The sequence below is a fragment of the Succinimonas sp. genome, from assembly GCF_045225735.1.
Lineage (GTDB): Bacteria > Pseudomonadota > Gammaproteobacteria > Enterobacterales > Succinivibrionaceae > Succinimonas.
On record NZ_JBGVBR010000359.1, the window covers coordinates 1 to 11,988 of the forward strand.

The window sequence follows — 11,988 nt, forward strand, 5'->3', positions numbered from 1 at the left end:
CTGATGCTGGGAACCATGGTAAATGCCGGGGCGATTATTCCCGGCGCTGCAGCCGGAGCGGCTATCGGAGAACGGTTTTCCGAAAGATACCGGGACACCCTGTTCACCGCCGTGGGGATGATTGCTCTGGTGGCGGGAGCGGAGATGGCTCTGTCCTCTCTTAAGAGCGGCGGCAGCATGATCATTCTCCTCATGGCCCTGGCTCTGGGCGGAGTAACCGGCGCCTTTCTGGATCTTCATGAGCGGATGAACCGGGCGGCCGGGCGGTTTGCCTCCGGGGGCGGCAAAACCGCGGAGGGCGTGGTCACGGCGGTGCTTCTTTTCTGCGTCGGGACGCTTTCCATCGTGGGCCCCATGAAGAGCGCCTTGCAGGGCGACCATTCCATGCTTTTCCTTAATGCCAGCATGGACTTCATCACGGCTTTGGCTCTGGGAGCTGTCTACGGCTATGCCATTATGCTGACGGCTCCGGTTCTGGTATTATGGCAGGGAACGTTTTATCTGGGAGCCTGGACGGCCCGGGGCATGATCCCCGATTATCTTCTGGCCGGCATTACCGGCGCGGGCGGCATTCTTATCATGATGTCGTCTCTGGGACTTCTTAATCTCCGGAAGGTGCGAACCTCTGACTTCCTTCCGGCTCTCCTGTGGGCTCCGGCGCTGGCTCTGGCTGTGAGGTGGGCGGGACTCTGAGACCGTCCGGCCGGTTCCTCCGGGGGCTTTTTTGACTGTTTTTAGGGCGGGTCTTTTATGTCTTTTCTGAAATTTTTTCTGAAAATCCCGGCGCTGGCTGTCCTGGCGCTTACGCTGATTGCCGGGGCGGCTCAGGGGGTGGAAATAGGCGCTGCCGATCCTGCCAACGTCGGAAAGACCATGGAGGCCATCCGGAAGGAAATTGCCGATCTGGAGCGCAAGGGAACCGAGCTTACCGATGCCGACAAGGCGGTGATTGCCGATTATCAGAAGGTGCTGGAATTCGATGAAAAGATTCAGCGATTCCAAATGTGGCGCACCGGCATGCAGGGACTCCGGGACAAGAACAAGCTGTTTCTGGAGGATGCCACCGGCGCTCTGGGCGGGGCGCAGCTTATGGATCTGGAAAAGAGCATCCCACACCTCAGCAAGGATGAGCTTATTCTCCTGCAAACCTATCTCACCACCCTGAAAAACCAGTACACCAATCCCCGGGATGATTACGCCAAATACATTGAACGCGGCAACCAGATGCCGCACCGGGCGCAGGAAACCGCCTCTGAGATTACTGATCGCACTATTGAAATCAATAACCGCCTCTCCGACAAGTCTTCCCAGGCCCCCCGCAGAACGGAAATCATGGCCCTCCAGGCGGAGCTCAGCTATCTGGGACATCGCCAGGTGATGTCTCAGTTCATGCTGGCCAATGCCAATGAGATCAGCGAGTACCTCAAGGGCCGGCTCATGGTCTATACTCGGCTTTCGGAGCATACTGAAAAGCTTATTCAGTTATCAGAGGATGCCCTGATAAAGCTCCGGAACCAGGAAACCCAGGAGCAGGCCCAGGCGCTGGAGGATCAGCAGAAGGAGCTCCGGGGCGGCAATGTTCTTTTCGAATATATTACCGAGAAGAACCGGGAGGATCTGGACAGAAGAAACCAGAGAATCGCGGAGATCAATCATTTTAAGAAGATCAACAGCGATCTTTCCGCCGTGCTTGATCGCATCAGGGTCATCGAATCCGATATGGCGGGCCAGATTCAGTATTTTAAGAATTCCGAGTATTTGGTGCAGATCCTGTTTAACAAGAAGAATATTGTCCCGGTCATTGACCTGCCCCCCAACCTGACGGATCTGATTTCGGAGATCCGGCTGGAGCAGTACCACGTGAATCTGGAGCTGGACAGTCTGAACAGCTTTGAGGCCTATGTTGACTATCTCCGGAAGAGAAGCGGTTTTACCGGCGAGCTCACCGATAAGGAAAAGGTGCTTCTGGGGGAGCAGATGAAGCTCCGCTCCAGCCTGCTTACCGGACAGCTGAGCCAGCTTTCCCAGGAGCTCTCCATGGCCGTCAACATTCAGTCCAATGCCGACGCTTATGAAAAGCTCCGCGCCAACCTGAACGCTCAGATCAAGGAGGCTCTCTTCTGGCGGCCCTCGGCCAAGCATATCGGCAGGAAGTGGCTGGAGAAGTTTCCGGAAACCCTGAAGCTCCAGTGGAACAACAACCGGTTCAGCTTCGAGGGGTTCTCCCTGTCCAACCTCAGGGCGGAAACCGTGCTGAAGTGCCTTCCCCTGCTGTTTCTGGTCTATGTTCTTTTGCGCTCCCGGAAGGATATCAAGAGCCGCATCGATGCCATAAACAAGGTTATCGGATCGCCCCGGAAGGACAGCCACTACAATACCTTCAAGTCTCTCTTTTATATTTTTCTGCTGTGCGCCCCCATTCCTCTTATGGCGGTGATTCTGGGCCTCCTGTCTCATGATCTTCTGGTGTTTAACCCGGATGAGACCTTCCTGACGGATCCGGAAGGGGGGATCCGGCTCATTATCACCACCGTGGCTCTCATGACCTTCATGTCCTGGGTGTGGATCGAGCTCCGGGCCAAGGGCGGCATCTCCGAGGTGCAGTTCCAGATGATCTATAACCCGCGTTCCATCAGGCGCCGCAAGATCATGTTTTTCCTGTTCGCAGTGATCATGATTCTGGTGGTGTGGAAAGAAAAGGAGCCTCAGACCTTTGCCAATGATGTTATCGGGCAGATCTGCATGATCGTGCTGCCTTTGATTCTGGTGATTCCGTTTTTCGGGGACGTCCGGGAGCGCTTCAAGGGGAATTTCAGCCTGCTGTCCCGCACCGAAAGCGTCATTATGACCGCCACCTGCATTACTATCCCCGTTCTGGCGGCTCTGGGCTATTACTATTCCTCGGTAATCATCGCCGGCAAGCTGATCTGGACCTACTACATCCTGCTGGTGTATGTGATCATTGATGCCACGGTGGTGCGGTCCATGCGGCTCCAGGCCCGGCGCATGGCCTACCAGCGCAAGCTGGAGGCCTATGCGCAGGCCAAGGCGGACAGGCAGGCCGGCATCGCAGTCAAGAATGATGATCTGGCGGAGCTGTCCTCCCCCCTGGATGATGAGAAGATGCCCATTTCCGAAATCAACAGCAAATCCAAGCGGGCGGTGAACTATATTCTGTTCCTGATATTTGTGAGCATCCTCTACATGGTGTGGAAGGACATTCTGGCGGTGGTAAATTACCTGCAGTCCATTACCTTGTACAGCTTCAGCTCTCAGGACGGATCCGTCGTCACCACGGTTACCATGATGGACATGGTGTTCGTGGGCTATGCCGTTCTTCTGACCGCGGTGCTGGTGAAAAACTTTTCGGGTATTCTGGAGGTGGTGCTGTTCAGCTGGAGCGAGTATGCCAAGAAGTGGAGCTACACCATCAACATGGTGTTCAACTACATTTTCATTGCCATCTGCGTGGCCTTTGTCTCCAGCAGGATCGGCATTACCTGGGATCGGCTCCAGTGGCTGGTGGCGGCTCTCTCCGTAGGTCTGGGCTTCGGTCTCCAGGAAATCTTCGCCAATTTCGTTTCCGGCCTTATCATTCTCTTTGAGCGGCCCATCAGAATCGGCGACATTATCACCATTAACGGCACCAGCGGCCGGGTAACCAAGATCCGCATCCGGGCCACCACCATTACCGATTTTGAGAAGCGGGATTACGTGGTGCCCAACCGGGCCTTCATTACCACGCCCCTGACCAACTGGTCTCTCAACGATGAGTGTCTGACCAGAATGCAGGTGGAGATGGGGATCGCCTACGGTTCTGACGTAGTGGCGGCCAAAGAGGCGCTGCTTCGCATTGCCGATGCCAATGTCCATGTGCTGAAATCCCCTAAGAGCTATGTGCTGTTCCAGAGCTTCGGGGAGAGCAATCTGAACCTGATTCTCCGGTACTACATCAAGAACATTGCCGATTACTTCCCGTCCATAGACTCCCTGAATACGGAAATCTATAACGAGTTTAACCGGCTGGGCATCGAATTTGCCTTTAACCAGATGGATGTCTACATCAAAAACACCAAGAGCGGGCAGGAGATTCGGCTTTCGGAGGATGACATGAGGGAGCTCTCCGGCTCCCGGCCGGAGCGGGAGAGCCCGCATGCCCCGGCCTTCACCGAGAACAAGCCCGTTCTTTAGGCGGGCGGGGCCCGGCGAGGATCCGGGCGGGTTGTATGACAAACCTGAGATAAAGTATAATTCAGGGGTGCATTTCAGGATCGCGGGCTCGGGGGCAAGTTCCCGGAGGCCCGGATTTTTTTAACCGGAAAACAGTGATAGTATGTTAGATTCCAAATATTTCCGTACGGAACTAGAATTCGCCAGGGAACGTCTGGCCACCCGTAATTTTGTTCTTGATACTGCAAAGCTTGAGGCCCTCGAGGAGCAGCGCCGGGAGCTTCAGGTAAAAACCCAGGATCTTCAGGCTCAGCGCAACTCCCTGTCCAAGTCCATCGGCATTGCCATGAAGAAGGGCGAAGACGTGGCTCCCGTCAAGGAGCAGGTTAAGAAGATCGGCGAGGAGCTGGAACAGGTCAAGGCCGCTCAGGACAAGGTGCTGGCTGACATCAGAGAATATGCTCTCACGGTGCCCAATCTTCCTTCCGATACCACCCCGGTAGGCAAGGACGAAACTGAAAACGTCGAGGTAAGACGCTGGGGCGAACCCCGGAAATTCAGTTTCCCGGTTAAGGATCACGTGGCTCTGGGCGAAGAGCTTCATCAGGAGCTGGACTTTGACAATGCCCGGAAGATCTCCGGGGCGCGTTTTGCGGTAATGAAGGGCGACATTGCCAGACTGCACCGGGCTCTTTCCCAGTTCATGCTGGATCTCCATGCGGAGAAGCAGGGCTACACCGAATGCTATGTTCCCTATCTGGTAAATCTGGACAGCCTTTACGGCACCGGCCAGATGCCGAAGTTTGCCGAGGATCTTTTTCATACGTCTCTGGACGGCAATGCCGACGGCGACAGCGTTAACCGGCATTTCTGCCTGATCCCCACCGCCGAGGTGCCCCTGACCAACATGGTGCGGGATGAAATTCTGGAGGAAAAGGATCTTCCCATAAAGATCACCGCCCACACTCCGTGCTTCCGTTCCGAAGCCGGTTCCGCCGGCCGCGATACCCGCGGTCTTATCCGCATGCATCAGTTTGACAAGGTGGAGATGGTACAGATTGTTCACCCCGACAAGTCCTGGGAGGCTCTGGAAAGCCTGACTCATGATGCGGAGGAGGTGCTCCAGCTTTTGAACCTGCCTTACCGCGTGGTGGCTCTTTCCACCGGCGACATGGGCTTCAGCTCTGCCAAGACCTATGACCTGGAGGTCTGGGTGCCGGCTCAGAACACCTACCGCGAGATTTCCTCCTGCTCCAACTGCACCGATTTCCAGGCCAGAAGAATGCAGGCGCGTTTCAGAGACGCTTCCGGAAAGACCCGTCTGGTGCACACCCTGAACGGTTCCGGTCTCGCCGTGGGCCGCTGTCTGGTAGCCGTAATGGAAAACTATCAGCAGGAGGATGGTTCCATTGAGGTGCCCGAGGCGCTCAGGAAGTACATGAACGGCGTTACCGTCATTAGGCCGTAGGAAAAAGCTGAGAAACAGTCAGGAAAAAGAAAAAGGCGTGTCCGTACAAAAGGAGGCGCTTTTTTTGTCTGTTTTCTGGCAGGCTGCGGGCTCAATACCAGGCAGCAGCAGGAACTCGCTTATCGTGTTACCCGGGGAAAGCCGGAACTCCTGCTGCCGATTTTTCCAGCATTTACACATAGGGACTTTGCCATGAGCAGCATTGAAATTAAAAAAATCAGCATTACGGAGTTATCCTCAGATGCCATTGTGAATGCGGCCAATGAGGGACTTTGGGCCGGCGGCGGAGTTTGCGGCGTCATCTTCAGAGCTGCGGGGCACGCCTCTCTCAGCGAGGCCTGCCGCAAAATCGGTCATTGCGCTACCGGTTCGGCAGTTATTACCCCAGGGTTTGATCTGAAAGCCAAATACATCATCCATGCCGTGGGACCGGTATGGAGAGGGGGCAAAAACGGGGAGAGCAGCGCCCTCAGCGGAGCTTATCGCCGTTCTCTGGAACTGGCCTTGGATAACGGCTGCGCTTCAATTGCCTTTCCTTTGATCTCCTCCGGCATCTTCGGGTATCCTGCGGAAGAGGCCTGGAAAACCGCTATTCTGACGTGCCGGGATTTTCTGGCGGCCGGTAATAAAATTGACATCGTTTTTGCGGTGATAGATGACAGTTTCCTGGAAGAGGGGCGCAGCGTTCTCAAAAAGTTTGCTCCGGAGTATGCCGTTGCCTGCCGGGGCGACTGGAAAAGTTTTGCCATGCCGGCCCTGCATGACACCTTTATTTTGGAACAGGAATTTACCCCGGAACAGATGAAAGCCCTGCGCAGGGGAAATATTCCCCGCGGGATGGAGGATAAATGGTTCTGGTACATGGAGGGCGACACTCTTTTTGCGCATCGCAGCTGGACCGGCTATTGCATCTTCAGAATTGATTTCGGGGCAAATCAGCATCATCGGGTTACCGTTAACCGGGATCCCCGGCAATATGAAAACACCGATATCGCCAGGGATCGAGAAACTTTGAACAAGCTTCTCTCTTTTTGGAGCGCCGCTCCCTATGACAGCTATCAGGAATGGCTGTCCGAGACTATGGATGCCGTTAAGGGAGCGGCTTCCGGGGGCCATGAGTCCTGAAGCCGGTATTTTCAGGAAGGTAACCTCGTATCTCTCATATAAGCCAAGGCTTTTGCCTGCATGTTCGGCAGCGCCGGATAATCGTAACTTCCCGGCGATTGTTGCATAAAGCCGTTCGCCCCTTACCAAGGACCTTGGAGTTCAGGGTGCTGCGTCTGAAAATGCCATAATCATCCGACAAAACGCTGCGAAATTTTGTGACACCTCTTTCCGCACAATCCTGACAGGTTGTTCTTTAAATTCCTGATCCCCGCCGCAATCCCCGGTAAACCATTGTTTACAAAGGCCAATATCAGAAAGGCGGCAGGAGAGCCGGGAGATCATTTTCAGAAAAGGTCAGAAGGGCGGGAACCGCAGAAGCACTTGTGATGCCGCCCGGGCTCTTATTCGGGATCTTGATTTGGAAAGGCCCGGGAATTTCGCAAGGTCCTAATCGTCAGCCAGAAGCTCGGCTATGTCAATCCAGGCCCAGCATATGTTGATGCTGTTACAGGTGTTCACGAATTCCTCAAATGTGGTTCCGACCACCAGCGGGTTCTTGTTCGTATCGTAAAAAGTGCCAATCTTCGGATTAACCCTCGGGCTATCTGGGATATCCTTCCGGAACATCACCACGTGAGCGCGTTTGCCGTATTTTTCAAGGATCATGTCAAAATCCTTTTCCGCAGCAATAACCCACTCCCCGCAGAGATTGCACCCGTTGGATTTGGAGAGGAGATGATCAGCGGTCTCGTCATTAAGCCGCTCCCAGCCCTCCGGGAGTTCCTGGCGATCACCCCAGTAAAGAACATTGCCATCGATTTCGTTATCATCGTCGAAATTCATAACACACCTCAGGAAACTGAATTGAACAGAATGAATTGCGGAACTGAAGGCTCGTGCGGTGAAGGAAAGCGGCCGTACCAGAATTCTTCAGATCGTTCCGCATGTCTATATAGTATTAAAACAATGTGTATAAAGTCTAGGAAAAATCAGATAAAAAATAACACATGTTTTAAAAGTTTGAAGTGTGTCATATATTTGCGATCTTTTGAAAAAAGCTCCAGTTGGGACACCGGCGAGGTTAAGGATCCGGAGAAACGGAGCTGCGGTGCGTGGAAAAGGCGGCTCTGCAGAATCTTTCGGGATATCAGAGAAGGAGGAGAGGGGAATATGGAATTACCGGCATACTCAAGATCTTTCCGGTGAGTACCCTGTTCAGATAATGGCATCAGACACCTTCAGACCACAGCCCAAGCTATTTTCCGACGATTTCTGATTGCCCTGGAGCACGGCAGTCCTGATTTCCGGATACCAGCCCGAACCTGTTCATTTCTGTTTAGCTTAGCGCTCTCGTTCTGCTTTAAAACGGCGCTCTATTTCATAAACAGGATCCCGGTGCTGATAAAGAAAGCGATCAGTAAAACCACGCCGGCCAGAGCGCTGAGAATAAGGCCCGCCTTATCTTCTCTGGGAGGCGGCAGTCTTTTCAGGAAATGGGCGGTGTCGCAGGAACGGCTGGTAATGTAATAGTCATTCATGTCATGGGTTTCCGCGCTGTCGGTAAAGCCGTTTTCCCGGGCTGCCAGGATGAGAATGGCGGTGATGCGGAGAGCGGCCTTCGAGTGCTTCAGAGACCAGAAGCTGAGAACGGGAAAACTGCCCGGACGGTGTTTCCTGACATCAATAATGTAGTTGCTGCCCAGCTCCCGGGATTTGGCGGTCAGGATCTCCCGGATCTCATCGTCAGTACTTTCATGTTCCAGAAATATTTCCAAAGCTCCCCGTCCGGTTACCCGGGGACGTATTTCGGGATCCAGCAGAAAGTCCGGCTCCTTCATGTCCGGAAGCCAGACAATGTCTTCGGAGATATTGTAGAGGGGATAAAGAGCACCGCTGTCTTCGGGGTTGGTCTTTTCGGGAGTGGTCATTTGTCCGGAGCTCCTGTTTTCTGTTTGTCATTCCGGCGGGAGTTTCGGAGCAGCATAGCCCGCATCAGGCGTTCCGTGTCATCCTGAAAGGATCCCGCATGATCCTGAAGACCATTCAGGCTGCCATGCTCCCTGAGCATCCTGAGAAGTCTGATAAGGTCTCCCGGAATCTCCGCGGCAAAACCTTCGTCCAAAGTTCTTCTGAGGAAGTATCTCAAAATGCCGATGGCGTCATTAAGAGGGCCGGTGATCTCCCGGCGGTTCCGGAGCACGAGACCGGTAAGCGAAAGCTCCCGGTTGCGGAGCCGTTCCAGTTCCCGGTTCTTTTCTGAAAGAATGTCCGGAAGATACCCTCTGGCATCTTCTTCAGCTTTATCGTTTTCTGCTTGCGGAGGAGGGGCGGCAGCCCCCGGGGCGCCGGCTTTGCCGGTGTCCCCGGGAGCTTTTTCAGAACCGGAATTTCCGGCGGTATTCTCTGCGGTATTTCCCGCGCTCTCCGTATCCGCTGTCCCGGACTCCTGAAGCTCCTTAAGCAGCCTGGTAATGGTGCTGTAGGAGCCGTGGCCCAGAGCATTCCGGATACTGATGACGGTTACCGGCTGCTGCCGGGCCCGGAGGGCGTCCCGGGCCTGCTGCACTTCAGTAATGGTAAGCCTGGGCATAGCTCCGGTTCCTTTCAGTAAGATCCTCCAGCATCCTGATAATGGCATTCAGGCTTTCCGCGCCGCCGGCAAATTCCGCCGCTCTGGGGGAGTTTTTGATGTTTTCGGTTTCCGCGATGAAGTGTCGGATCACCAGAGATTTCAGATGCTTTATGGTGCCCTCCGAGAGATCCGCCACCTCCCGGGTCAGCACCCGATCCGGGCGGACTCCGGTCAGAAAATCCGGGAGATCGCTTCTTTCCGGAAGATGCCGGAGGACGATTTCAGCCAGGGCATATAAAAAAACATACTCTCCGATAAGAGCAGGGTTTTCCAGCGCCTCGCGTTCTTTTTCCAGCTCCTCGATATGTCCCTGCACTCTGGCAATGGTCAGATTGGTTTCATAAAGCACCCGGGCGGTTTCCGCCTCTCCGGAGGCGCCGGCCCGGTTTTTCAGATAACTGGTTTTGGAGATCCGGGGGGTGGAGAGCCGATGCTCCTCCAGCACCTTTCTGATGGTGCTGTAGGAGCCCCGGCCGGTCATTTCCCGGATACGGTTCAGGCTCAGAGGAGAGCCCGCCGCCAGAAGCTTCCGGGCCGCTGCCAGAATTTCATCATGTGTTACCTGATCCATTTGCCGGCTCTTCTCCCTCAGGTGTTACCGGTGATCCGTCCCGGGGGCGGCGGTTTCGGCGGCGCCGGAACCGGAAAGGGCGCTCTCTCGGGCGGTGTCCCGGAAGAAGGGGTTTTCTGCGGCATATTTTTGCTTAGGAGTTTCCGCAGGCAGGCTGTCCCCGGAAGCAGATCCCAAGATCTGCGCCGTCTTTGCATCGTTAGCTCCGGAGGCTAAAGCGGAAAGCTTCTCCGGCTTTAAAACCGAAGCTGAGGCTTCAGAATGCCCCTCTTTGTCCGGGGCTGTTCCGGATTTCAGCGGCGCGGCACTGCGGGGTAACCTCTTGCCTTCATCTCCTGCGGCGCCTTTTCGGGATTCAGAGATGACCTTAGAGGCCGGATCCTTCGGGGCGGATTTTGCGGAGGCTGGCGGTTCCGGAAGCTCCCGGCATTCCGGGTTGTCCGGGGTTACGGCATAGCAGTCTCTGAAGTAAGGCTCTCCGGCGTTCCGGTCTTTCGCTTCCAGGGCGGCGAACTCCTCCTCCAGCACCTCCAGAGGCTCCAGGATCTCCGGAATCCTGTTCTGCACAATTTTGTACACAATGGATTTCTTAAAGGTCTTCCCGGCCCTGAGCACCGGACAGCGGGTTAAAAGCCGGGGCTGATTCACCGCATCCGGAAAATATTCCGGCTCCAGGGCAATGCCCTCGTGCTTCCGGTACACCTTGTTCGGGGTGCGTCCCGGCACGCCCTCCAGGGCGTTCCCGCTGTATACCTGAAGGGCGGGATAATCCGAATAGACCTCCAAGGTCATCATGGTTTCCGGACAGTAAAGCTCGGCCATGAGATAAACCGGGCATCTGTCGGGATCCTGAGTGTCAAACACTGAGGCCCCCTCCGGAAGCCGGGGATCCCGGAAGGCCAGGGTGTGATCGATGCCGTCAAAGGGATAGCATTCCGTGGCGGCCTCAATGTTGTAGGAAAGGGGCAGGATGCCGGAAAAGTCCAGGGGCGAGTCCTCCTGAGAGGTCACCCCGCCGTCCGGAATGCCGCTTTCGTCACTGGTGAGGATCTCCGCCTTTTCCGCCTTGAGGAACTGCCCCTCAAGACTGTTCCGGAGGCTGAGATTCCAGTAGATATGGCTGGTAATGTTAACGGGAGTATCCCGGGAGGTAACTGCCTGGTAGTCAATATGGAGGGCGTTTTCGTCATCCAGGGTATAGGTAACCTCCAGAGTGAGATTGCCTGGGAAGCCGTTATCCATATCCGGGGACACCAGCTTCAGGGTAACGGAGGCGGGAGTTATTTTGGTGAAGGTAAATCTCTTTTCCGAAAATCCTGCAATGCCCCCGTGGAGGGTATGCTCTGAAAACGAGTCCCGCACCAGATTGTAATCAGTGCCGTTGAGCCGGAAGGAGCCATGGGCAATGCGGTTAGCTACCCGGCCCACGGTGGCTCCCAGCTGGATCCTCTGCTCGGCATAGCGGGAGGGCTTGGTGCCTAATACCGGATGATAGACCAGCTTATTTGCGGGATCCCATACCGAAAAGTCCAGCACGGTGGCGCCCCAGTCCATAATGGTCACGGTGTTTCCCTGCGCATTGGTGATGGTGTTTATCACAGCCCCCTCGGAATACGGCAGGGCGTGGAGCCAGGTGGTGTCCGCCTTTTGGGAATCCTCCAGAACCTCATTCTGATTCCGGGCAGCCGGAGGAGTGTCCGAGAAGTCCCCGGGCTCGGGTTTGCCGGAATAGGTGATAAAGAGCAGGGGATCGATGACCCGGCGTTCCCGCACAGCCGGTTTCGGGGGAGCGGGAGGAGTTTCCGGCTTGCGGGGGATCCGGCCGCCTTCTCCGTCCAGAGCCCGGGGGCCGGCCGGAATCTCGGAGGCAGCATCTTCGGGCTCGGGGTTAAGAGAGGAGACTTCAGGCACGGTGTTGTCCGGAGAAGCGTTTTCCGGAGTGACGTTTTCAGAAGGCTGGCTTGCTTCTCCGGAGTCCTTGGCCTTGTCCTCCGGGGCTATCCCGGAGTCTCCGTTATCCTCTTTATTATCCGGGGCAGC

Annotated in this window: 9 protein-coding genes; 4 read left to right on the top strand and 5 right to left on the bottom strand. The window is 55.3% G+C overall.

What is annotated here, in order from left to right; translation table 11 throughout:
- The 4 genes from ACJROR_RS12630 to ACJROR_RS12645 form a co-directional block, all read left to right on the top strand.
- Positions 1-693: DUF554 domain-containing protein (locus tag ACJROR_RS12630; RefSeq protein WP_406547347.1), on the top strand; the 693-nt coding region annotated here is incomplete at its 5' end.
- 57 nt (positions 694-750) lie between these two features.
- Positions 751-4,191 carry a mechanosensitive ion channel domain-containing protein gene (locus ACJROR_RS12635; RefSeq protein WP_406547348.1) on the top strand — a complete coding sequence of 1,147 codons (3,441 nt, stop codon included), beginning with the start codon at positions 751-753 and terminating at the stop codon, positions 4,189-4,191.
- A gap of 142 nt (positions 4,192-4,333) precedes the next feature.
- The gene (gene serS / locus ACJROR_RS12640; protein ID WP_406547350.1) at positions 4,334-5,638 is read left to right on the top strand and encodes a serine--tRNA ligase; all 1,305 of its coding nucleotides are present in this window, start codon (positions 4,334-4,336) and stop codon (positions 5,636-5,638) included.
- 192 nt (positions 5,639-5,830) lie between these two features.
- Positions 5,831-6,763, top strand: coding sequence for a macro domain-containing protein (locus ACJROR_RS12645; protein ID WP_406547352.1), 933 nt, complete (start codon positions 5,831-5,833; stop codon positions 6,761-6,763).
- Positions 6,764-7,192: 429 nt separating this feature from the next.
- Here ACJROR_RS12645 and ACJROR_RS12650 read toward each other — a convergent pair whose 3' ends face one another.
- The 5 genes from ACJROR_RS12650 to ACJROR_RS12670 form a co-directional block, all read right to left on the bottom strand.
- Positions 7,193-7,588, bottom strand: coding sequence for a hypothetical protein (locus tag ACJROR_RS12650; protein ID WP_406547354.1), 396 nt, complete (start codon positions 7,586-7,588; stop codon positions 7,193-7,195).
- A gap of 530 nt (positions 7,589-8,118) precedes the next feature.
- Positions 8,119-8,673: a hypothetical protein gene (locus ACJROR_RS12655; RefSeq protein ID WP_406547355.1), complete on the bottom strand. Its 555-nt coding sequence runs from the start codon at positions 8,671-8,673 to the stop codon at positions 8,119-8,121.
- A complete protein-coding gene (locus ACJROR_RS12660; protein WP_406547356.1) occupies positions 8,670-9,335 on the bottom strand; it encodes a DNA-binding protein in 666 nt (221 codons plus the stop codon). The genes ACJROR_RS12655 and ACJROR_RS12660 overlap by 4 nt, the downstream gene beginning before the upstream one ends.
- The gene (locus ACJROR_RS12665) at positions 9,313-9,948 is read right to left on the bottom strand and encodes a DNA-binding protein (RefSeq protein ID WP_406547357.1); all 636 of its coding nucleotides are present in this window, start codon (positions 9,946-9,948) and stop codon (positions 9,313-9,315) included. Before ACJROR_RS12665 ends, ACJROR_RS12660 begins: the two co-directional genes overlap by 23 nt.
- 24 nt (positions 9,949-9,972) lie before the next feature.
- A partial coding sequence (locus ACJROR_RS12670; protein ID WP_406547359.1) for an aldose epimerase family protein occupies positions 9,973-11,988 on the bottom strand: 2,016 nt, incomplete at its 5' end.